Annotated in this window: 26 protein-coding genes and 2 pseudogenes; 15 read left to right on the forward strand and 13 right to left on the reverse strand. The window is 29.3% G+C overall.

Annotated elements, in window-relative coordinates:
* Nucleotides 1–136: 136 nt before the first annotated feature.
* Both JJC03_RS09565 and JJC03_RS09570 read right to left on the reverse strand, forming a co-directional pair.
* On the reverse strand, nucleotides 137–565 hold the full coding sequence (locus JJC03_RS09565) for a YceI family protein (protein ID WP_258930587.1): 429 nt from the start codon (nucleotides 563–565) through the stop codon (nucleotides 137–139).
* Between the two features lie 89 nt (nucleotides 566–654).
* Nucleotides 655–1,002: a c-type cytochrome gene (locus tag JJC03_RS09570; protein ID WP_088398483.1), complete on the reverse strand. Its 348-nt coding sequence runs from the start codon at nucleotides 1,000–1,002 to the stop codon at nucleotides 655–657.
* Between the two features lie 102 nt (nucleotides 1,003–1,104).
* Between JJC03_RS09570 and JJC03_RS09575 the strand changes: the two genes are divergently transcribed.
* Nucleotides 1,105–1,953: a DUF5777 family beta-barrel protein gene (locus JJC03_RS09575; protein WP_088398482.1), complete on the forward strand. Its 849-nt coding sequence runs from the start codon at nucleotides 1,105–1,107 to the stop codon at nucleotides 1,951–1,953.
* A 133-nt stretch (nucleotides 1,954–2,086) separates the two neighbouring features.
* On the opposite strand, the gene JJC03_RS09580 is transcribed toward JJC03_RS09575, so the two are convergent.
* From JJC03_RS09580 to JJC03_RS09610, 6 genes and pseudogenes are all read right to left on the reverse strand, one after another.
* Nucleotides 2,087–2,632 (reverse strand): acyl-CoA thioesterase, encoded by a 546-nt coding sequence (locus JJC03_RS09580; protein WP_088398481.1) that lies wholly within the window; start codon nucleotides 2,630–2,632, stop codon nucleotides 2,087–2,089.
* Nucleotides 2,633–2,656: 24 nt separating this feature from the next.
* Nucleotides 2,657–3,792, reverse strand: a pseudogene (locus tag JJC03_RS17800) (esterase-like activity of phytase family protein).
* A gap of 128 nt (nucleotides 3,793–3,920) precedes the next feature.
* A complete protein-coding gene (locus tag JJC03_RS09595) occupies nucleotides 3,921–4,193 on the reverse strand; it encodes a DUF8785 domain-containing protein (protein WP_309597636.1) in 273 nt (90 codons plus the stop codon).
* A 57-nt stretch (nucleotides 4,194–4,250) separates the two neighbouring features.
* Nucleotides 4,251–5,619, reverse strand: a pseudogene (locus JJC03_RS09600) (DNA recombination protein RmuC).
* Between the two features lie 23 nt (nucleotides 5,620–5,642).
* Nucleotides 5,643–6,437, reverse strand: coding sequence for a reverse transcriptase domain-containing protein (locus tag JJC03_RS09605; protein ID WP_235874371.1), 795 nt, complete (start codon nucleotides 6,435–6,437; stop codon nucleotides 5,643–5,645).
* A gap of 32 nt (nucleotides 6,438–6,469) precedes the next feature.
* Nucleotides 6,470–7,150: an RNA-dependent RNA polymerase family protein gene (locus tag JJC03_RS09610; RefSeq protein ID WP_235873170.1), complete on the reverse strand. Its 681-nt coding sequence runs from the start codon at nucleotides 7,148–7,150 to the stop codon at nucleotides 6,470–6,472.
* Between the two features lie 137 nt (nucleotides 7,151–7,287).
* Between JJC03_RS09610 and JJC03_RS09615 the strand changes: the two genes are divergently transcribed.
* The 3 genes from JJC03_RS09615 to JJC03_RS09625 all read left to right on the forward strand — a co-directional run bounded on the left by JJC03_RS09615 (nucleotide 7,288) and on the right by JJC03_RS09625 (nucleotide 8,902).
* On the forward strand, nucleotides 7,288–7,497 hold the full coding sequence (locus JJC03_RS09615; protein ID WP_123902171.1) for a hypothetical protein: 210 nt from the start codon (nucleotides 7,288–7,290) through the stop codon (nucleotides 7,495–7,497).
* 115 nt (nucleotides 7,498–7,612) lie between these two features.
* On the forward strand, nucleotides 7,613–8,131 hold the full coding sequence (locus tag JJC03_RS09620; RefSeq protein WP_235873172.1) for a hypothetical protein: 519 nt from the start codon (nucleotides 7,613–7,615) through the stop codon (nucleotides 8,129–8,131).
* Between the two features lie 270 nt (nucleotides 8,132–8,401).
* Complete coding sequence (locus JJC03_RS09625) at nucleotides 8,402–8,902, forward strand: DUF2004 domain-containing protein (RefSeq protein WP_235873173.1); 501 nt, start codon at nucleotides 8,402–8,404, stop codon at nucleotides 8,900–8,902.
* 343 nt (nucleotides 8,903–9,245) lie between these two features.
* On the opposite strand, the gene JJC03_RS09630 is transcribed toward JJC03_RS09625, so the two are convergent.
* Genes JJC03_RS09630 through JJC03_RS09640 form a run of 3 tightly spaced genes read right to left on the reverse strand, consistent with a single transcriptional unit; the run spans nucleotide 9,246 to nucleotide 11,039 of the window.
* The gene (locus JJC03_RS09630) at nucleotides 9,246–9,989 is read right to left on the reverse strand and encodes an AAA family ATPase (RefSeq protein WP_235873175.1); all 744 of its coding nucleotides are present in this window, start codon (nucleotides 9,987–9,989) and stop codon (nucleotides 9,246–9,248) included.
* A complete protein-coding gene (locus JJC03_RS09635; RefSeq protein ID WP_235873176.1) occupies nucleotides 9,980–10,348 on the reverse strand; it encodes a hypothetical protein in 369 nt (122 codons plus the stop codon). The genes JJC03_RS09630 and JJC03_RS09635 overlap by 10 nt, the downstream gene beginning before the upstream one ends.
* On the reverse strand, nucleotides 10,329–11,039 hold the full coding sequence (locus JJC03_RS09640) for an RNA ligase family protein (RefSeq protein WP_088400059.1): 711 nt from the start codon (nucleotides 11,037–11,039) through the stop codon (nucleotides 10,329–10,331). Before JJC03_RS09640 ends, JJC03_RS09635 begins: the two co-directional genes overlap by 20 nt.
* 322 nt (nucleotides 11,040–11,361) lie before the next feature.
* On the opposite strand from JJC03_RS09640, the gene JJC03_RS09645 reads away from it, so the two are divergent.
* From JJC03_RS09645 to JJC03_RS09655, 4 genes are all read left to right on the forward strand, one after another.
* Nucleotides 11,362–11,931 (forward strand): pseudouridine synthase, encoded by a 570-nt coding sequence (locus tag JJC03_RS09645; RefSeq protein WP_235873178.1) that lies wholly within the window; start codon nucleotides 11,362–11,364, stop codon nucleotides 11,929–11,931.
* Between the two features lie 219 nt (nucleotides 11,932–12,150).
* Complete coding sequence (locus JJC03_RS09650) at nucleotides 12,151–13,035, forward strand: Rpn family recombination-promoting nuclease/putative transposase (RefSeq protein ID WP_088400041.1); 885 nt, start codon at nucleotides 12,151–12,153, stop codon at nucleotides 13,033–13,035.
* A gap of 48 nt (nucleotides 13,036–13,083) precedes the next feature.
* Nucleotides 13,084–13,206 carry a hypothetical protein gene (locus JJC03_RS17805; RefSeq protein WP_258930597.1) on the forward strand — a complete coding sequence of 41 codons (123 nt, stop codon included), beginning with the start codon at nucleotides 13,084–13,086 and terminating at the stop codon, nucleotides 13,204–13,206.
* Nucleotides 13,203–14,006, forward strand: coding sequence for an acyltransferase family protein (locus JJC03_RS09655; RefSeq protein ID WP_235873180.1), 804 nt, complete (start codon nucleotides 13,203–13,205; stop codon nucleotides 14,004–14,006). Before JJC03_RS17805 ends, JJC03_RS09655 begins: the two co-directional genes overlap by 4 nt.
* Before the next feature lie 30 nt (nucleotides 14,007–14,036).
* On the opposite strand, the gene JJC03_RS19185 is transcribed toward JJC03_RS09655, so the two are convergent.
* Both JJC03_RS19185 and JJC03_RS09665 read right to left on the reverse strand, forming a co-directional pair.
* Nucleotides 14,037–14,159: a dienelactone hydrolase family protein gene (locus JJC03_RS19185; RefSeq protein WP_235873181.1), complete on the reverse strand. Its 123-nt coding sequence runs from the start codon at nucleotides 14,157–14,159 to the stop codon at nucleotides 14,037–14,039.
* A 254-nt stretch (nucleotides 14,160–14,413) separates the two neighbouring features.
* Nucleotides 14,414–14,923: a mechanosensitive ion channel domain-containing protein gene (locus JJC03_RS09665; protein WP_088400037.1), complete on the reverse strand. Its 510-nt coding sequence runs from the start codon at nucleotides 14,921–14,923 to the stop codon at nucleotides 14,414–14,416.
* 122 nt (nucleotides 14,924–15,045) lie between these two features.
* Here JJC03_RS09665 and JJC03_RS09670 point away from each other — a divergent pair, with 122 nt between their 5' ends.
* The 7 genes from JJC03_RS09670 to JJC03_RS17820 all read left to right on the forward strand — a co-directional run bounded on the left by JJC03_RS09670 (nucleotide 15,046) and on the right by JJC03_RS17820 (nucleotide 20,254).
* Nucleotides 15,046–15,417, forward strand: coding sequence for a bifunctional adenosylcobinamide kinase/adenosylcobinamide-phosphate guanylyltransferase (locus tag JJC03_RS09670; RefSeq protein WP_374226221.1), 372 nt, complete (start codon nucleotides 15,046–15,048; stop codon nucleotides 15,415–15,417).
* Between the two features lie 2 nt (nucleotides 15,418–15,419).
* A complete protein-coding gene (locus JJC03_RS19190; protein ID WP_374226222.1) occupies nucleotides 15,420–15,551 on the forward strand; it encodes a bifunctional adenosylcobinamide kinase/adenosylcobinamide-phosphate guanylyltransferase in 132 nt (43 codons plus the stop codon).
* Nucleotides 15,552–16,642: 1,091 nt separating this feature from the next.
* A complete protein-coding gene (gene cobT, locus JJC03_RS09675; protein WP_088400033.1) occupies nucleotides 16,643–17,650 on the forward strand; it encodes a nicotinate-nucleotide--dimethylbenzimidazole phosphoribosyltransferase in 1,008 nt (335 codons plus the stop codon).
* A gap of 101 nt (nucleotides 17,651–17,751) precedes the next feature.
* Complete coding sequence (locus tag JJC03_RS09680) at nucleotides 17,752–18,501, forward strand: adenosylcobinamide-GDP ribazoletransferase (RefSeq protein ID WP_374226267.1); 750 nt, start codon at nucleotides 17,752–17,754, stop codon at nucleotides 18,499–18,501.
* A 121-nt stretch (nucleotides 18,502–18,622) separates the two neighbouring features.
* On the forward strand, nucleotides 18,623–18,979 hold the full coding sequence (locus JJC03_RS17810) for a histidine phosphatase family protein (RefSeq protein ID WP_258932608.1): 357 nt from the start codon (nucleotides 18,623–18,625) through the stop codon (nucleotides 18,977–18,979).
* A gap of 514 nt (nucleotides 18,980–19,493) precedes the next feature.
* On the forward strand, nucleotides 19,494–19,790 hold the full coding sequence (locus JJC03_RS17815) for a DUF2490 domain-containing protein (protein WP_258930601.1): 297 nt from the start codon (nucleotides 19,494–19,496) through the stop codon (nucleotides 19,788–19,790).
* A 32-nt stretch (nucleotides 19,791–19,822) separates the two neighbouring features.
* Nucleotides 19,823–20,254, forward strand: coding sequence for a DUF2490 domain-containing protein (locus JJC03_RS17820; RefSeq protein WP_258932609.1), 432 nt, complete (start codon nucleotides 19,823–19,825; stop codon nucleotides 20,252–20,254).
* Nucleotides 20,255–20,295 lie beyond the last annotated feature (41 nt).

Here is a 20,295-nt window from a genome sequence, read left to right on the forward strand (position 1 = left end):
AATATAATTTTGGTTGAATTTATTTATAGAGCTAGAAGTTTAAATGTCGTAGATACCTCTATTGATTTTGCAATTTTATAGCCAACAATACTAGGGATTTCAATATTAAATTCTTCTGGTTTTAAAACAAAGTTAGCTACAAGAATATAGTTGTTTCCTTCTTTTTTAGTGTTGCGGGAACCGTCATATTTTTTGATTTTCCATGAATTTCAAATGTTCCATTTATTTGAATTTTAGTTTGATTATCAAAATTATATGAGTTATAGTTTTCTATTTTCCCTTTAAAAATGGCCTTTGGAAATTTATCACTTTCCATATAATTTTCATTGAAGTGCTCTTGCATTAAACTGTTTTTAAATTTAAAAGTTTTAATACTTATTGCAGAAGCAAGATCTCCAGTTTTTGAATTTAATACACATACAGCAGTAGAAGTTGTAGCTTTAACTTCTTCGAAAGTAGCAACAGATGCTTCAAATGTTACTATTCCATTTTTTGCTATATTTTTTTCTTGTGTCCAAGAATGTATATTTATAAATAAAAATAATGAATAAAATAGGCTTTTCATAATTATTGTATAGTTTAAATAGTATTGAATTATTAATTGTTTTTGTGCTTTAAGCACACTCTAGGGGGTAAGTGTGCTTTAGCTATAAATTACTTTTCTAATAAGCCATCAGCTTGCCATTGTTTTAGGATATCAATGTTGGCTTGAGACATTTTGCCTGTAGGAGGCATTACTCCAGCTCCTGTTCTTTGTATTCTATCTATAATACCATTAATATTAATTTTTGTAGTATTATATGTGTCTAAAGCGGTTAATCCTCTTCCAGGATGACAACCAATGCAATTATTAGTGAAAATTGCTTTTGCGTTTGCTTCATAAGTTAATTTTGCTCCACTAGTAGGAGTTGTAGTAGGTACTGAAATAGTTGATTCGTTATCCTTAGAACAACTTGTTAAACTAATTGTTAGGAAACTTAAAAACAAAAATGTTTTTTTCATAATGAGTTGATTTTAGTTATTAAATTTATATATTTGTCTATACAAATAACAGCAAATGTAATTTATTTATTTTGATGTTTGGATGTTAAAAAAGTGAAAAATATGTTAAAGAAAATTTTATTAGGACTTTCAATTGTGTTAAGTAATCATTTACAAGCACAAGATGATTTATTAAAAGGAGTAGAAAATAACGACTCGCAAGTAGTTGAATCAGCTTTTAAATCTTTAAAGATTGTAAACTTAGAATCAACAAAATTAGCTTCAAAAGGAGATATGTATTTTATTGTTTCTCACCGTTTTGGGTTTTTAAATGCAGGATTTGAAAACTTTTTTGGGTTAGATGGAGCTACCACTCAATTAAAATTTGTTTACGGATTGACTGATGATGTTACCTTGCATTTTTCAAGAAGTACTTTTGCAAAAACATATGATGCTGGTATTAAATATAAAATAGCAAACCAAAAAAAGGATGGTTTTCCTATTACAATTGTAGGATATAATGCTATAGCTGTTAATTCTGGCATGAAAAAAGAAGTCTATCCATTATTAGAATTTAAACATAGGCTTTCTTATAATACACAATTATTAGTATCAAGAAAATTTAATGATCAATTAACATTACAATTAGCTCCTACTTTTTTCTATGAAAATGTAGTTGTTGATCCTCAACAAAAAAATGCACAATTTGCATTGGGAATGGGAGGACGTTATAAGTTAAGTAAGCGATTCTCTTTAAATGTAGATTATGCTGCACATTTGAATAGAGTAAAAAGTTCTGATTTTAAAGATCCTCTTTCAGTAGGAGTAGATTTAGAAACGGGAGGTCACATATTTCAAATGTTTTTTACCAATGCTAATGCCATGCACGATACAGGTTATTTAGGTAGAACAACAGGAAATTGGAGTAAAGGAGAGATTAGTTTTGGATTTAACTTAGTAAGAGTTTTCTAAGAAAAAAGAAGAGAAAATTTTATAAAAAAACAATTTTAGTAAGTTAGTTTGTCATCTCAATATGAGGAGAATTTGGTGAAAATATGATCCTTTTTCTCTTTGTTTGAAATGACAAACTTTCTTTTTTATAATTTTATATCTCTATTTTTACTTTATATTCTGATAAATGAGCAAGAGCCTCAGGGCTTTTGTAGTTAAAATGATCTTCATGTTGTTGTTGTTCTTTTCGATTAGAGATCGTTTTAAGGCAATTATAGAAACGTCTTACATCTTCAAAATCATTTAAAATTAATCCAGGAACAGGAGTAGTGGTACCATTCTTATCTTTAGCTACCATAGTAAAATAAGATGAGTTACAATGTTTTACTATACCTGTTTGTATATTTTCAGCTTCTACACGTATACCTACAATCATGGATGTTCGACCTACATAATTTACAGAGGCTTTCATTGTGACTAATTCACCTACTTCTATAGGTGCTAAAAAATCAACAGTGTCTACTGAGGCAGTTACACAATAATGTCCTGAAAATTTAGAAGCACAAGCAAAAGCAATCTGGTCTAATAATGACAAAATATAGCCACCATGTATTTTGCCACTAAAATTAGTATGCGAGGGTAACATGAGTTCTGAAATGACAATTCTAGAGTCATTTACGGTTTTAAAGGTGTTCTTCATTATATTGTAAAAAAAGATATAAGATCATTTTTCAATTAATTCAAATAATATAAATTGATTTAATTGTGATCCAAATTGTTGAAAATTATCATCAGATATAACTATTATAGTTTTATTACCGTTTGGTAGTGTTTTACCAAAAGTTATCCCTTCAATATTATCTATTTTAGCTTGTTTTAAATATTTCTTGATGTTATTAAAATCTAAAACTAATTCTTTTTTCATAGAAATATATTTTTGTGATTTTAAATTCTTTATATTCAATGAATTGGTAGACTCAGTCGTGATAGAGGCATCAAATATTTTTACAATATTTTCATTTTGAAAGGCTCTTTCTATTACTAAAAAATGGTCTTTTTTATATTCTAAAATATCAGATACCCCATTCATATCATTTGGACTTAGTTTGGGTTTAGTAAGAGCTGATAATTCATAAATAAATTCTTTTGTGGCTTGTTTGGTATTTTGATCGTAGTAAGTAAATCGGACAGGATAATTTGCTTTAGAGTAATCAGGTTCTGATCCATCTGATTTTAGAGGTAATTCATTTGCACTCCATATACCCTGTTTATCAACACTTTTTGTTAACGATTCAAATGAACCATTGTGTACCGTTTCCTGTAAGAAAATGTTAGGAATTGTAAATTCTGATAAAAAATTTCCTTTTTATCAGAATTAAAAATACTAGGTTTTTGATTACCTTGGATGTATCCTTCAGATGATATAATTATTTGATTATTAAAATATAAGATGCTTTCTAAATCTAAAAATCTGGAAGAATAAAAAGGATCTTTTTTGTCAAAAATGAGCATATCTGTAAAAACAGGTTTACTAATTTTATCATTTTTAATATCAATATTTGCTATGTAATACCTAGGATTGTAAGCATCATCAGCAACTATATAATAAAGATCATTTTCAGAATCATAGTCAATACCGGATAATCCTCCAATTGGTAAATTCTTAAAATTTTCATTTGCGGGATAAATGTATTCATCTAAAAACTTAAGTTTTATGTTTGATGAATTATTTACATCATTATTATTTGTATTATTCGTAGTGGAAACAGTTTGAATGGGCTGCTCAATTTCAGCTTTATTACAACTAATAAAAAATAAAATGGGAAATGATAAAATGATGTGTTTTTTGAAAAATAACATATTGTTTTAGTTTATAAATAGTTTGTAAATAGTTTTTAAATAGTTTTTAAATAGTTTTAAATCATATGTATTAGAATAATAAAATAATTAGCGATTAAAAATAGGGGATTTTTCTTCTTGTACATTCGTTACAAAATATGTTGTATCCCCCACCAAGGAAAAGTTTTATAACGTTCTATATAAGTTACTTTTACATAACGCCCTTCTAGGTTTTTTAATTTTTCAATTGTCCTATTCTCATTATCTAATATTGAAAAAGAAAAAATTTTATTACCAGAAAGTCCTTGACTTAATTCACCTTCCCAAGTTTTGAATACATAACCTTTTTTACTGAATTTAATAAGTTCACCCGTTCGAGTTCCTTCGCTATAAGTCGCATAATATAAAATAGTAAAGTACAAGGCAAAGCAAAAGGTAAATGTACCTAAGCTAATCCAAAAATTTTTTTAACATATAAATTAGTTTATTAAATTATTTTCATTTTGTTCTGCTCTGTTTATAATAGCTTCAGGAAGCGATTTTTTAGCTTTAGCTCCCATTTTTTTAGTTTTTCTACACTTGTTATAAGATTACCTTTGCCTTCTATGAGTTTATTCATAGCTCCTGAATATTCATTTTTAGCTTCGTCCATTCGTTTGCCTATCTTAATAAGATCTTGTACAAAACCTTCAAATTTATCATATAAAGCACCTGCTTGGCGAGCAATTTCATAAGCATTTTCTTGTTGCTTTTGGTTCGTCCACATACTGTCAATAGTGCGCAGTGTTGCTAGTAGGGTAGAAGGGGTAACGATTACAATATTACGCTCAAAGGCTTTGTTGTACAAGGTGGTATCTTCCTGCAAGGCTAGGGCAAATGCAGGTTCTATAGGTACAAAAAGAAGGACAAAATCTGGACTTTCTATTTTGTACAAGTCGTGATAGTTTTTTTCGCCCAATTGATCTACGTGACGTTTTAACGAAGCAACGTGTTCTTTTAAATACTGCTCTTTTAAATTGTCATCTTCCTCATTTACATAGCGTTCATAAGCGGTTAACGTCACTTTTGAATCAACAATCATTTTTTTTCCATCAGGTAGGTTAATCACTACGTCAGGTTGTAAACGTTGTCCTTCATCGTTTGTGAAGCTTTGTTGTACTTCATATTCGCGCCCTTTTTCTAAGCCTGATTTTTCTAAAACACGCTCTAGGACTAGTTCGCCCCAGTTTCCTTGCATTTTGCTATCGCCTTTTAGCGCTTTGGTCAAATTAAGGGTTTCTTTGCTCATTTGTGCATTCATTTCGCGTAGCCCAATGATTTGCTGGCGTAATGCGGCATGGTAATCAATGCTTTCTTTGTGGGTGTCTTCGACTTTCTTTTCAAAAAGTTGAATTTTATCTTGTAACGGAGAAAGTATGGTTTTTAAGTTTTCTTTGTTTTGCTCGGCAAACTTATTTGATTTTTCTTCGAGAATTTTGTTAGCAAGGTTTTCAAATTCTTTAGTAAACTTCTCTTGAAGTTGTTCTACTTCTTGCTTTTGTTCTTTATTGCGTTCCAATAAATTGTCAAAATCAACTTCTTTTTTGATAATTGAATGGCTAAGGCTTCTTTTTCAGTTCGGATGGCTTCTTTTTCAATGGTGCTATTTTTTAATTGTTGTTCCCATTGGGTTCTTTCTGTTTGTAATTGTTGTTTTAATTGCTCGATTTGAGAAAGTAAGCCGTTAATTTTTTCCTCAAAAGTAGCGTTTGTAGTTTTAGCCGATGCTGAAAAGATGATTTTTCCTAGGTAGATTCCTATGGCTAAGGCAATGATTAATGTTATTATTATGATTATTGATTCACTCATTATTCTGATTTTAAAATGTAAATTTAAGATTCCTTTTTAACATTAGAAAAAATATATTTATTAAGTGTTCTTTGTAATATTTTCCAATGGTTGCGTATTTGCTTTTTTATTTCAGGCGCATTCATTTCATCTGAAGCTTTATATATGTATTTGATATAATTACCTCTAAATTTTCGATTAAAGTTTTTAACGACTAGTTTGCCATTCCTAAATTCACTTTTTTTGGAAGGTATTAATCTTGATTTCACGCCTTTATAACTATAAAGCCTGTAAATTTTTCTTTTGAAAAGAGGAGACTCATCTAAAAGTTTTTTTTCTTTTAGTTTTTCAATTCTTTTTGATTTTCTTTTTATGGCTTGTTTCATTTCTCGGTAAAAACTTGCTAAGTTTTTAGATTTGACTAATGTTTTATTGCCATAAAATTCAAATCCTAAGTAGTTGAGAGGTATGTTTTTTATTAATTCTTGTCCTTTTATTTGATATGATTGTAATTTACCGTCAAGGTTTCTAAATAATGTTTTTTCTGTTTTTTCTCTAGAAATGACTAAATCAATATCTTTTATTTTGTTTAAAACAAAACTTTCTACTGTTTCAACTTGTTTTTCGTTACATATTACTATGATGTCATCAGAATATCTCCTGTAAAAAACATTCAAAGGTTTAACCAAGTCTTCAATAATTGCTTCGTCAAACGGAAGCATATAGATATTTGCTAAAAGTGCACTTATGGGTAAACCTTGAGGTATCCCTATAATTTTTCCGTTTTTATGTTTTTGATTTTTATGGATGATAATATCAGAATCGATTAATTCTTTTATATTTTCAAAAAAGGAGTGTTTGCCTTCTTTTTTTAATTTAGAGAGTTTTTTTCATCAAAATGCCTTTTGTTAATTCGTAAATCATTAAGCTTAACATAGGTAAAATTTGTTGAAGCTTTAAAAATATTATAATGATCTTCAGGTAAAGTTTTGAAGCCTAATATTTTTGCCCAAATTAATTTTAATTTTTTATGATTTAGTGATGGGAAAAAGTCTTTGATATCAAAAGCTAAAACAACGCAATTTTCTCTACTCTTTATTTCATCAAAGATGTCCTTTGCAAAATGAACATTGTTTTTAAATTTTAAACCATCCTCAGTCAAAATTTGTCTGTATGCCGTAATTGCTTTTGATAATTCTAAATTCTTACATAAGTGAGCTTCGTATTTAGGACTGATAATTTTTTGAGTATAGTAAGAATATATGTGTGCATCAATATGAGTGGCGTAAAGAATCTCTCTAATTTTAGCGTTAGAAACTATTTCTCCTTTTTTATTTATTTTTTTGTGTGATCGTTTTTCAATTCCATTAAAGTTTGAAGTTTTATATCTCCTTTGTTTTATTTCTTTAAAAATTAATGGAGAAAATGAGTGTTTTGCTATCTTCTTTGAGTTAGTGATGTATTTTTCCAACTCATATTTTATGGATTGAGGTGTTTTATTTGTAAAGTGAGGATAACCTCGATCTTTAAACCAATCTTTAGTTTTTATCATAGTTTGCTTGAAAAAAGTAAAGAAGTTCTCGCACGGATTTTAAAAAATAAAACGTAACATTTCGATGAAATTGAACCATTAGCCGAGTTCTCGACTCCCGTTGTTGTTTTACGTCAATGAACTTTCAATTAGAGATTATGATAACATTAAATCCCATAGAATTATTTATGTTTGTAACAAAACTGTTAAATTTCCGTATAACCATAGAGATGGCAGGAATTCCTAAAGTCTTGGTAGCGGTAATTCAATTAATGCTGATTCTAATATTAGATGAGGCATTCATTGAATTAAGAATTACACTATTCTTAATCTACATATTTATTAACCCTCAAAAGAGGTTTGATTAAGTGGTTTCATTTGAAACACATTAGTTCAACAAATGTCTTATTTCAATAACTAAAGAACTTCCTTACTTTACTTTTGTAAAAATAGTTATTTTTATCTTTATTAAAAATCAAATAAATGGAAGAAGCTATAAACGATAGTGATACTAAACAAGATGTAAGTTTTATAATAGGAGATATAGTTGCAATCAAATCACATCCCTTATTTAGAAATCATCATAAAATAATAGAATTTCCTGCACAAACATCACCCTTAATGCTTGTTAAAGAAGTTTTTTATGAAGATGAACAAAAGAAAAAGGTTTATTGTGAAGAAACGGGCAATCAAATTTCTGGATTATCAAAATGTACCTGTATTTATTTTAATGCAAATAAAAGTGAATTTATTGAGGTTGTTATTTATTCTGAACTATTGGAAAAATATGATAAACTGAAATACAATAAAGAAAATGAAGCTAATAATTCAGGCACAACTTTGGTTGAAGAAGTAGAAAGTTATAATGATGCTGATTATAAATATGGTTCAGTTATTCAGTTTAAAACAAAAAAATTGGAACATCGAAAATCTTATGATAATAATAATGAAAAGATTTCCAATATTTCATTTCAAACACCTGATTTTGTTTTGTCCGAATAAAAAGGAAATAAACAAAGATTTGTTTTATCCCAATAGTAAGAAAGAAAAGAGATTAGTTTCAGATACTCTTTATAAAGTAATGTGGTTTAATCATTTTCAACAAAAATTCAGTGAGCAATATTTGCCTAAACAATTTTTTGTAAAAGAATTAGATTTTAAGAAAGAAAATGATAAGTGATTTTTTTATCTTTTACAATTTTAAAACAATTGTAGCTACTATCTATACGTAGATCAACCCTAAGACACAAATAAAATTACTAAATCTTAAAAATGATGCATTACACTTTACCTTATTTTGGAAATTTACCTATAGATAACTTGCAAGAATATTATGATGTTGCTATTGAAATCAATGGAAGTACCATTAGTTTAGATCTAAATTTTGATGAAGCTACTATTGATGTGCCAACCATGGAGCAATTAAAAAGTTTAATTGACGACATAGGTAAATATGATAAGCTAAACAATAAGTATATTCTTGAGGATTATAATGATGAAGAAGGTGATACGGTACGATTTTATATAGAGCACCACTTAGAAGAGTTCAGTCAAGAGGCACTTTCAGGTCTTGTGAATTTTCATGATAAAGCGGTAACACCCGAAGATCAACTTTTAAAAAAGTTAAAGCTAATTCGTGTAGGATTCTACCCTCACAGTGATGAAAATTTTGTAGTTTTCGATTATTCTATAGGACCAGATATCACTGACTATTTGATTGCTATTAATGCTAATAAGCACGGTGAATTAGATTATATGAGTATGGAGAGTTAAACTCAAAATACAAGAAAGTAGTGCAATTTTGAAGTCTAGTATATTTTGCGTAATTCTATACCACACAGATTTTGATTTGCAAAACATAAAACGTTATGAAACCTTTTGTGAAATTTGGTATGACTTTGTGGAATGATAAAACTAAATCTTATTTGTTAGATAGAATTAGGCATTAAACTTTGTGATGTGTGTGAAAAGGGCAAAGAAGATAAAGAAGGAGTACTTTTTTAGATTTAAAATCAATTTTTAGCTGAAATAGACTTTTATCACTTAATTGTGTTAAAAATAAAACCTCAACAAAAAAATGTCGAGGTTTTATTGTTATAGCAGGTAAATTCTAAAGTTAATCTTCATAATAAAGTACCTCATGACCTTCATATAGGCTAGGAGGTTGCCATTTGCTTAACATTTTAAATAATACATTTTCAGGAACTTTGGCCTCTCTAGTGTGATTTTGGACTAACCATTTTTTATAAGGTTTTTCAATGTAATGAATAATAACTTTGGCCTTATAATCTACAAACAACGCAATGAGTTGCTCACGCATTAATCGCGATGTATTTGTGGCATTCCAAACAAAATCCTGACCCGAAGCGAGATATATTTTAGCCATTTTTTTAGCTTCTTGTACAATTCGCCCATTACCCGCAGCATCGGTTGGGGCTATTTTATGCTGAATGCGCAAAGCGTCCAAGGATATTACAGGTAAATCGAACTGGTTTTTAATAAAATAATCTTTCCCCATACCTGGCAACGCCGACAAAACATGTACAGTACATTTGTAGGAATCAAAAGGTTGGTAATCAGGATAATTTTCATTAGTATTGAGATAGTGAAACCTACCTTCGGTACTGTTAAAATGTCTAGGTTTTCCCCAACAGTCATATTCCTCGCACATCATTTTAAAAAGAGTTATACGCTCAAGCATTTCTTTCTGATCATTGCAAATTCGCCCTAAAATATCGGCTTTAGCTAAAAGGTATAACCATTTAGTGTTGGTTTCTAGCGATACTTTAAGCAATTCTTTTTCAGGATTTTGTTTTTCCATCAACCAGATAGGAAATCCGTGATAGCGAACTAGTCCCACGAGTTGTTCTCTTTCAAAGAGCGATAAGCCACCTTTTTCAAAAAGAATTTGTCTAAAGGTAAAAGCCCCTTTTTTGCATGACCTGGGGACTGTACTCGTCCATTTTCTATCACCGTGGTACTTCGTTTTTCTATATCGTGTGCCAATGCAGCTGCTAATAAAAACGCTTGTTCATTTTTAGCTAAAGCTACAAATTCAGGTAATTCTTGCATGGCTTTAAGTACCATTTGTGTATGAATAGCAACGTTACCCTCGGCATGATGAATAGGGTCTTGAGGTACTTCTTTCATTTCGGCTACCCATATAAATTCGTTTTCAAGGGCTTGCCAGTTGTTATAATTATTTGTTAATGTCCACATTTTTTTCCCAATTTAAGTGCGCTCTTTTCCAATTTCTAGTCCAATGTTCATCGGTTTTAACATGATTTTTTCTAACGTATTTAAAAACGTTTTTGTAAAAATCATCTACTAAATACTCTTGTGTGTTTCTTGCCACTATACCTTCCATTGTACAAGGTTGTAGGGTATGAACATCAAAGGAATCGAAGACACTTGGTCGCGCAATAATTTCTAATACTTTTTCTTTTAAAGTCAACTCGGTTTCTTGTGCTGGAGTAAGAAGATCTAGAACAGGAACTGTTTGTAAATCTAAAAGCGAAGCATAAAAAACGACTTCCTCCCAAGATAACCAATGATCTTTGTACCGAGCTGCAAAAACATAAAAATGGTGTTCTATGTTTTGGTATTCAATAGAATGGATCGCATATAAATTTTCGCCAAAGATTTCTAAATCTTTCAACTCATTTTTTATAAGTTGCCAATACTCCTTTAGGTAGTTTGCCCAAGGATGCAATGTAGGGGCTGCATGCGAACGTGCAAAAACGCCATACTGATTTAAACAAGTGTTTTCGCCATCTAATTTTTCTGTAATGATTAGCTCAGGTAGTTGTTGTATATATTCCCAGTATTCATGACTAATACGGTCATCACTGGTGGTACCAGGTGAAAAGGGGAAATGATACGTTCTATTGTATTTTTTTGATAAACTCATAGGTGTAAATTTTATATTTAAAAAAGCCATAACAAACCTGCCTCAAAGTAATCGAGGTCTAGTCAATGGGTTATATAAAATGTATTACACCGTAAATAGTATTAAAAAGATTAAAACTGAGTTATCTATTCGAGGCGCAAATATAGTGTTTTTTTTAATTGATATTTTGTTTCTTAATTATTAAGAATGTAGACTTTATCTGCAAAGATGTAGATCAAATGCACAAACTAATGACTACTCACTTTAATGATTTTGATCTTCAATTAATTGAAAATGTAATGTAAATTAAAAACCCATAGATTTTTTAAATTATTTTTGCAATATGAAGCACCGCCATTTTATCCTCCACAAACCACACGGTTACTTAAGCCAATTTATATATGAAAAGAAACGCCCTAAGAAGAAATTAGGTGAACTGTATGATTTTCCAGACGGCACTATGGCTATAGGTCGGTTAGACGAAGACTCAGAAGGGATTTTGTTACTGACTACCGATGGCATGATGAGCGAGATCATGCGAAGTAAAACCGTTGAGAAAGAATATTATGCTCAAGTGGATGGTTTAATTACACCTGAAGCTATTGAACAACTGAAAAACGGAGTAGAAATTGGCTTCAAAGGCATTCGTTACACCACCAAAACTTGCGAGGCTAGTATTATAGACGCATTACCTGATTTTATAGGCGAAGGCAGACGCATACGTGATGAACGTCACGGACCTACTAGTTGGCTTTCCATTACGCTTACCGAAGGTAAATTCCGTCAGGTTCGTAAAATGACCGCTGCGGTTGGGTTTCCTACCTTGAGATTAGTGCGTGTGCGTGTGGGAGCAATTGGGTTGAATTGTTTGAAGGTAGGGGAAGTGATTGAAGTGGAAGGCTTTGATAAGTAGGTTAGAGGTCAATGTCATAAAGTTAAGAAATCTAAGATGTTAATCTCTGTTTAGTGAGACCTAACAGGTGCTAAAAACCTGTTAGGTCTGAAAAAGAAAAGAATATTTGTTTTTTTCCTTAACTTAAGGAGATTGGGCAAGAGGTTGTTTTAGAGTGCATGTCAAAAATGTGTACAGAAAAGTATAATTTATTAAATTTGCTTATATAAATTTTTAGAAATGAGAGCGAAATATATTAATCCATTTACAGATTTTGGGTTTAAGAAAATATTTGGAGAAGAAGCCAGTAAGCCACAGCTGATTGATTTCTTGAATAGTATTTTGCCTCTAACGAATCAAATTGTTAATTTATCGTTTAAAAATACAGAGCAATTAGGTCTTACTGATTTAGATCGTAAAGCGGTTTATGATATTTACTGTGAGAATGAAAAAGGTGAGAAGTTTATAGTTGAGCTTCAAAAAGCAAAACAAAATTTTTTTAAAGATAGAACCATTTATTATTCTACTTTTCCTATTCGCGAACAAGCTGAAAAAGGGAATTGGAATTTTAATTTAACTGCTGTTTTTTGTATTGGAATCTTAGATTTTACTTTTGATGATTATGAAAATGAACCTGAAAAGAGTGAAGTACTTCATACGATCAAATTGAAGAATCAAAATGGAAAAGTTTTCTATGATAAGTTGACTTATATTTATTTGGAAATGCCTAATTTTTTAAAAGCAGAAAATGAACTGAATACACGACTTGATAAGTGGCTTTATTTTATTAAGCATCTAGAAGAGTTAGAACAAATACCTACGATTTTTAACGAAGATGTGTTTACGTCGGCATTCGAAAAAGCAGAATTATCTAAGTTAGGCTATGAAGATTTGGAAAAATATGAAATGAATCTTAAATACTATAGAGATTATAAAAATACAGTTGATACTGCTTTTGACGACGGAAAACTTGAGGGCTTGTTAGAAGGCAGGTTAGAAGGTCGACTTGAAGGTGAACGTAAGGCAAAACTAGAAACTGCTAAGAGTTTAAAGGTTTTGGGGATTGATACAAGAACAATTGCTGAGGCGACAGGTTTGTCAAAAGAAGAGATTGAAAACTGTTGATTTCTTTGGTTAATGCGCAACAACAACCTCGACATCCTTAAAATAGTAATGGCATTTCTTGTCATTGCATTGCATATTTTTCCTGTTGCTAAAGTGGATGGAATTAAAGGATTAATTTCCTATGAAATTGCAAGTGGTATTACTAGAATTGCAGTACCTACATTTTTTTGATATCGGGTTATTTTTTACGAAATAAGTTAAATGACACAGCTTATTTATGGAAATATGTCAAGCGAATTTTACTGCTGTATGTTGTTTGGCAACTCATTTATTTACCCGATTTAATCCGATTTTATAACTTAGGGTGGTTTACAAAAACCGATATGCTTTTAAAGATTATTTATGGATATTGGCATTTGTGGTATTTATTAGCAACCGCAATTGCAGTTGGATTGTTATACGTTTTTAGAAATTTTAGTCTAAGTCTCAAAGTTGTTTTAATTGTGCTATTGCTTTTTGTAGGTTATGGCTTTCAAATAGGTATTCAATCCAATTATATCCATAATTTAGATATTCGGTTTTTGTATGAAATCATTGGAACAACTCGCAATTACTTGTTTTTTGCTTTACCAATGATGATGATAGGTACTTTATACGAATTCTGGAAAGATAGGATTTCAAAGGTGCAATGGTTGCTCATTCCTATCTGGATTTTATTATTAGTAGAAGTGAGCCTGTATTATACATATAAAGTTAAAGTGATGGATTTTTTAGTGGTGCTTCCTTTATTAAGTATGTTGACTTTTAATTGGATTAATAACTCTAAATCAATAACAAATCAAGAAATGCCTAGTACACTTTCTTTAGGGATTTATTTGTGTCATCCCTACGCTATTAGAATTGTTAATGAGTTTTTGCCACAAAAAGAATTTTACGATTGGTTATTAAAATTTCCAATTATTTGTTTTTTTGCTGTTTGTTTGTGGTGGTTAGTTGATAAATTGAATAACCGTTTTTCGTGGTTTTTTTAACTTAAAATTAAACCTAACAGGTTTGTAGATTTACTTCAAAATTTCTTCAAAAAAATCTTTCATCGCTTGCCAAGAGCGTCTAGCTGCTTTTTCGTTGTAAGCTTCTCCTTTACTTTTGTTGTTTTTAGCATCTTTGTGGGTAAAGGGATACACAGCATCTGCATAATAAAATCATTTGCCAGTCGACTTTAGCCTTATTCATTTCGTTTTGAAATGCTTTAATTTTGTCTTCAGGAACAAAAACGTATGTTCTGTGAAGAGCTAATACTTTGAGTTGAATAGGTTCAATAGCTTTCACGTATTAGGTTTTAAACATACAATACTTTGTGCTTTTATATTATTATATTTTGACTTTTTGGAAAAGTATAAATTGTTTGTAAGTTAAATATTATAAAAGTTTTTACGTGTTATAATGACATATTTTGTTTTTCTATTATTGAAACTGATTTTTGTAAAATTAAAGAGTTTGGTATCGTAATAGTATGACCCTCTTTCGTTTTTAGATGAACAAAAAAGTAGGTAAGTTCTATAATTTCACCTTCTAAAGGAAAGTCTTTATCAAGTATTTTTATTATATCACCTAATTTAAGAGGGTGATTAAAAAAGAGTATTAAACTTGATGTTATATTTGACAATAAAGACCATTGAGCAAAAAAAGCAACGCCTAAAGCTGTTAATATACTACTAGCAAATAAGGCAATTTCATTTTGTTCTAGTCCCCAAATTCCAGAAATTAAAACTATAAAAACGATACTTATTAAGAGATGTAGTATTTTGATAATAATTTTTCTTCTAGTTCTTTCTATATATGTTTTTTTTAGAGTACTGTTGATAATGTTCTTAGTAAAGAAAAATAGGAAAATATATATTACAAGAGCTGCTACTGTTTCTAAAAATTGAATTTTATAGGTATCCATAATGGTGTATTTTTGTAAAGTTTACTAAAATAAATAGAGTTAAGTAGGTTGTAATGTTTTTTTACTATTACATAAGCAAAGATAAAGTTTTAAATATCTTTACATCCAAAAAAAATAAGTCTATGTTGTATCTTATAACAGGAGGTGAGCGTTCAGGTAAAAGTTTGTATGCTCAAAATTTAGCTCTAGAATTATCCCCTAATCCCGTGTATATGGCTACTGCCCGTAAATGGGATGATGATTTTCAAAAAAGAATTGATAGACATCAAAAAGATCGTGATCATAGATGGACTAATGTAGAAGAGGAAAAACAGATTAGTAAATTTGAATTTTCAGGAAAAGTAACAATGATTGATTGCGTTACCTTGTGGTTAACTAATTTTTTTGTAGATACTAATAATGACGTTGATCAATCTTTAGAATTAGCAAAAAGAGAGGTAGAAAAAATACTATTACAAAAGATGCAACCATCATTATTATTACTAATGAAATAGGGATGGGAGGGCATGCACAAACAGAAATAGGCCGAAAATTTACAGAATTACAAGGATGGATGAATCAATATTTAGCTAAAAAAGCTGATAAAGTCGTTTTGATGATTTCTGGAATTCCTGTAATAATTAAGTAGTTTTTGATATGCTACTTTTTATTCTTCTATTATCGAATATTTTGTTAGTAAAAACCACTTGCTCTTGAACATCGTTTAATAAAGAGTAAAAAGCTAGATTTTTAATTTTGTAGGAAGTTCTAACGTATTTTGAAGCCTTTTTTATCGTCTATTTTTATTTGTAATGTCTTTTGATGTAAAGAAAGGGGTAAAGAATAAACTTATTATTATTTATAAAATGAAAATATATAGATATAGAAAGGGAATTGTGTTTTAAGTTTCTTTCTTTAAATGATCTGGCTAGTTGTTTTTTGAGTTTCAAAAGTGAATAATATGTACTGTGTTCTAATAAACGATTATTATTTCTGTATTCATTTAATAATTAATCTAGTTAATTTAAGTGTTTTTGTAGTGTTAAAGATTTATTTCTTCAGTATGAAATAAAAAAATGCCACTTGAAGAAAATCGTTTTCAATTATCAGAATTTGTGATAATAATTTTAGACACTTTTATTGTTTTACGTTTTAAAATAAAACTATTTAAAAATATCAATTTTTGAATGTAATTTTTTTATTATGCTTTAATCAGATACTTTTGTTTTCTTTGTTAGGGAAATTAAATTGATAGAAGCAATTTTTTCTTGGAGCAGAAAAAATAAGGGTTTTATAATATTGAAAGCTTTAAAAAATAGGATTCACTCCCATTGTTCTTTTAAATAGTATAAATGAAAACGTTTTCATGTTTTAACTTAATTTATATCAAAATAGGATACTAATGTACTCAATATTCCGCTTGTAGATTCTACTACTTGGGGAATTATGAGAAAATATAGGTTGAAACATTACATGGGTTAAAGAAAAACAAATAGAAAACGTTTTTTAAGGTATTCATTTAGAATTTTATTGAGGATAGAAGGGCAAAAGCATGTAGTCAAGCTGAGTTAGAAGAGGTATTATGATTTTGGTAACGAGATTGTTATGGTAGAAATAGAGTATTTAAGAGACTTTCCATAAATTACTCATTATTTGAAAATCAATAGAATTATTTGATTATAAAAAAGAATTTTATTAGAACTATTATTTTTTAGTTTGTGAAATATAATTATAGAAAAAATGAATTTAACACAGAAATTACAACATAAAATAGATTTTAAAACCAAACCTCTAGGATCATTAGGACAATTAGAAAATATAGCATTACAAATAGGGACAGTATATAATACACTTACTCCTGAAATACACAAACCATATATGTTAGTCTTTGCTGCAGACCATGGTATTGCAAAGGAAGGAGTTAGTGCTTATCCTCCAGAAGTAACACCACAAATGGTATTAAACTTTGTTAATGGAGGAGCAGCTATTAATGTATTTTCTAAACAAAATGGATTGACATTGCAAGTAATTGATGCAGGAGTGAATTTTGATTTTGATAAATCATTACCTATCATACATCAAAAAGTAGGTTGGGGTACACAATCTTTTTTACATGAACCAGCTATGACTATAGATCAATTAAAGGAATGTTTGGAAAAAGGAAGACAGATTGTACAAGTAGTATATGAAAAAGGATCTAATTGTGTGGGGTTTGGAGAGATGGGAATAGGAAATACTGCTACTTCATCAGTTTTAATGAGTATTTTGACAAAAATTCCAATTGAAGAATGTGTAGGCAGCGGTACAGGACTTGTAAATGAAGCTTTAGATAAAAAAATAGCCATTTTAAAATCAGCCTTGCAAGAGCATACTAAATTAGATTCTTTAGAAGAAAAATTAGCATATTTTGGAGGATTTGAAATTTATCAAATGGCAGGAGGAATGCTACAAGCCTTTGAAAATAATATGCTCTTATTAGTGGATGGTTTTATTAGTTCAGTTGCTTTTTTAGTAGCGTATACTTATGAACCACAAATACTTAAGAATGCAGTGTTCTGTCATTGTTCAAAAGAAAAGGCACATAAATCATTATTAAATTATTTGAATGTAAATGCGCTATTAGATTTAGGATTGCGTTTAGGAGAGGGAACAGGGGTGGCACTTGCTTTTCCATTAATACAAAGTGCTGTGAATTTTTTAAATGAAATGGCAAGTTTTGAAGAAGCAGGAGTAAGTAATAAAGAATAATGTAAACTCAATAGTTTTTTAAAACCAGTTAGGTTTATTGAATAAAAAAACATGAAAAAACAGTTACACATTTTTTTACCGCGATTACGTTTTATACGCGTATTCCGTGTCCAAAATATATTCATCATCATTCTAGTTATCTAAATAAGGCAACACGTTATTTCCCTTTGGTAGGTTGGCTAGTAGGTATTATTTCATTTTTTACTTTTATAGGAAGTAATTATCTTTTTTCCTCTAATATAGCAGTTGTTTTTTCTTTAATAAGTGGCATATTAACTACAGGGGCTTTTCATGAAGATGGATTTGCTGATGTTTGTGATGGATTTGGTGGAGGCTGGACCAAAGAAAGAATATTAAAAATAATGAAGGATAGTAGTATTGGAGCTTATGGAGTCATAGGAGTCATTCTTTTATTATTAGCTAAATACAGTATTCTATTGGAAATAATGGATAAGATACCTAATTTTTTTTCTAATCAATATTTGTATATAGGACTATTATTTATAACCTATCATAGTATAAGCAGAGCAAATGCTATTTCACTCTCTTTTACCTTGTTTTATGTAAGAGAAGATGAATTAAGTAAAAATAAACATATTGCTAAAACATTTAGTTATTATGAAGTTATAGGAGTAGTCTTTTTAGGACTTTTACCTTTAGTTTCTATGTCTATTATTTATAGCCTTTTATTTTTATTAATTATACCAGTGTTGTTACTAACACGTTGGTATATGGGACGTTATTTTGTAAAATGGATTGGAGGCTATACAGGTGATTGCTTAGGAGCATTGGAACAAATAAGTGAAATAATAACACTTTTATCTTTTTTAACAATATGCAAATTTATTTAGTACGCCATACTGAAACTATTTGTCCAAAAGGAATATGTTATGGTCAGAGTGATGTAGATTTATTGCCCAATTTTTTAAATGAATTTAAAAAAATTAAAAAAAATTACCAATAAATGCACATATTTATAGTAGTCCGTTAAAACGCTGTACTCAGTTAGCAGAATATTGTTATTCAAAAGAAAAAATCATTTTAGATAATCGGCTTAAAGAAATGAATTTCGGAAAATGGGAGTTACAACCTTGGGATGCAATTTTAGAAGAAGAATTAAATCCGTGGATGGCTGATTTTGTTACCATTCAAGTACCTATGGGAGAATCTTTTCAAATTTTATACAAAAGAGTAGTCAATTTTTTATATAGTTTAAGTCAATTGTCATCTGATGAACCAATTGTAATTTTTACTCATGCAGGAGTTATAAGAAGCTTAATCTGTTATCTAGAAAATCAACCGCTTGAACAAGCCTTTTTTATAAACTAGATTTTGGAGAAGTAAAAGAAATAACTTTTAATAATAATAATATCTTTTTATTTTAAGCATTGTATTTGATTGTTTTTTAGATATATAGTGTTAAGATGAAGATTGAAAATTTTAAATAAAGGAGAGATAAAATAAAAAATATTTGAAAAACACGATCTAAAACTGACTATTTTAAATATTAGCTATATAAAATATAAAACATGGATTTTTTGAGTTTATAGAAGCATAGATCATCTCCTAAAATTTTTGGTATCAGAAAGCCTAATCTAAAATCATTTTCTATGTAAAATACTTGATGTATGGAATTTTAAAGAAACAAAAAAGAGTCATATGTTGAAGGTTTTTGGGTATGCCAAGATAATACGAATTGTTTTATATATGACCTGTTAGTTGCTTTGTAGTCAGTGTTTTAGTAAGAGTATGTTGAAAGAATCTTCTTTTTGTTAAGTTGTAAAAAAAATATTTATTGTTCTTGTTTTTTATTGTACCTTTGCCCTCCCTTAAAAAAAATAAAATGAAAAAGAACATTAAATCTTCACTGTTTTTATTAGTATTATTGTCTTTATACAATAATGTATTTGGTCAGGTAATAAACCATAATAATGATATCTGGTTACATTATTTAGGTAAAAATATGGTAGGTAAAAAACTTTCCTTAACTCTTGAAGGATCACTAATATTTGCTAATGGATTTGATCAAAAACAGCAGTATTTTATTCGTCCATCTGTAGATTATCAATTTACTAAAGAAATAAGTGCAAGTATTGGTTATACTCATCATGAATTTTTGTTTATGGAGATGTACCTTTAAATAGAGTTGTAACTCCAGAAGATAATGTTTGGATTCAGGGTGTTTTTAGTTGTGCGAAAAATAATTTTAGATTCACTCATCGTTTGCGTGATGAGAGCCGATGGGTAGGAGTAGCTACTAAAAATGAAGCAGGTGATTTTGCTATAACTAACAAAGATTATAGAAATCGATTAAGATATATGTATTTAGTAAATTATACATTAACTAAAAATGGAGATAAGCCGAAGTTATTTGCCTTTTTAGGAGATGAGGTGTTTATGAATATAGGAGTAAAAGACGCAAAGACTTTTCTACAGCAAAATAGAGTGATTACAGGCTTGGGGTATAATTTAAATTCACAACATCAGATACAATTAAGCTATATTCATCAAAATTTATGGAATTTAGGTAACACTATACAAGAAAATAATCCAACACTTAGAATTTCATATATAACCAATTTAAATTGGGCTAAGAAAAATTAATTAGAAATTGTCTTTTTAAAGACCCTTATTTTGAGTAATAG

The organism is Flavobacterium oreochromis, assembly GCF_019565455.1.
Taxonomy (GTDB): domain Bacteria; phylum Bacteroidota; class Bacteroidia; order Flavobacteriales; family Flavobacteriaceae; genus Flavobacterium; species Flavobacterium oreochromis.

What these genes read in the sequence shown, in the direction of transcription:
- JJC03_RS09565 (WP_258930587.1), bottom strand. Translation starts at nt 565, where the DNA reads ATGAAAAGCCTATTTTATTCATTATTTTTATTTATAAATATACATTCT.
- JJC03_RS09570 (WP_088398483.1), bottom strand. Translation starts at nt 1,002, where the DNA reads ATGAAAAAAACATTTTTGTTTTTAAGTTTCCTAACAATTAGTTTAACA.
- JJC03_RS09575 (WP_088398482.1), top strand. Translation starts at nt 1,105, where the DNA reads ATGTTAAAGAAAATTTTATTAGGACTTTCAATTGTGTTAAGTAATCAT.
- JJC03_RS09580 (WP_088398481.1), bottom strand. Translation starts at nt 2,632, where the DNA reads ATGAAGAACACCTTTAAAACCGTAAATGACTCTAGAATTGTCATTTCA.
- JJC03_RS09610 (WP_235873170.1), bottom strand. Translation starts at nt 7,150, where the DNA reads ATGATAAAAACTAAAGATTGGTTTAAAGATCGAGGTTATCCTCACTTT.
- JJC03_RS09615 (WP_123902171.1), top strand. Translation starts at nt 7,288, where the DNA reads ATGATAACATTAAATCCCATAGAATTATTTATGTTTGTAACAAAACTG.
- JJC03_RS09620 (WP_235873172.1), top strand. Translation starts at nt 7,613, where the DNA reads ATGGAAGAAGCTATAAACGATAGTGATACTAAACAAGATGTAAGTTTT.
- JJC03_RS09625 (WP_235873173.1), top strand. Translation starts at nt 8,402, where the DNA reads ATGATGCATTACACTTTACCTTATTTTGGAAATTTACCTATAGATAAC.
- JJC03_RS09635 (WP_235873176.1), bottom strand. Translation starts at nt 10,348, where the DNA reads ATGTGGACATTAACAAATAATTATAACAACTGGCAAGCCCTTGAAAAC.
- JJC03_RS09640 (WP_088400059.1), bottom strand. Translation starts at nt 11,039, where the DNA reads ATGAGTTTATCAAAAAAATACAATAGAACGTATCATTTCCCCTTTTCA.
- JJC03_RS09645 (WP_235873178.1), top strand. Translation starts at nt 11,362, where the DNA reads ATGAAGCACCGCCATTTTATCCTCCACAAACCACACGGTTACTTAAGC.
- JJC03_RS09650 (WP_088400041.1), top strand. Translation starts at nt 12,151, where the DNA reads ATGAGAGCGAAATATATTAATCCATTTACAGATTTTGGGTTTAAGAAA.
- JJC03_RS17805 (WP_258930597.1), top strand. Translation starts at nt 13,084, where the DNA reads ATGGCATTTCTTGTCATTGCATTGCATATTTTTCCTGTTGCTAAAGTG.
- JJC03_RS09665 (WP_088400037.1), bottom strand. Translation starts at nt 14,923, where the DNA reads ATGGATACCTATAAAATTCAATTTTTAGAAACAGTAGCAGCTCTTGTA.
- JJC03_RS09670 (WP_374226221.1), top strand. Translation starts at nt 15,046, where the DNA reads ATGTTGTATCTTATAACAGGAGGTGAGCGTTCAGGTAAAAGTTTGTAT.
- JJC03_RS19190 (WP_374226222.1), top strand. Translation starts at nt 15,420, where the DNA reads ATGGGAGGGCATGCACAAACAGAAATAGGCCGAAAATTTACAGAATTA.
- cobT (WP_088400033.1), top strand. Translation starts at nt 16,643, where the DNA reads ATGAATTTAACACAGAAATTACAACATAAAATAGATTTTAAAACCAAA.
- JJC03_RS17815 (WP_258930601.1), top strand. Translation starts at nt 19,494, where the DNA reads ATGAAAAAGAACATTAAATCTTCACTGTTTTTATTAGTATTATTGTCT.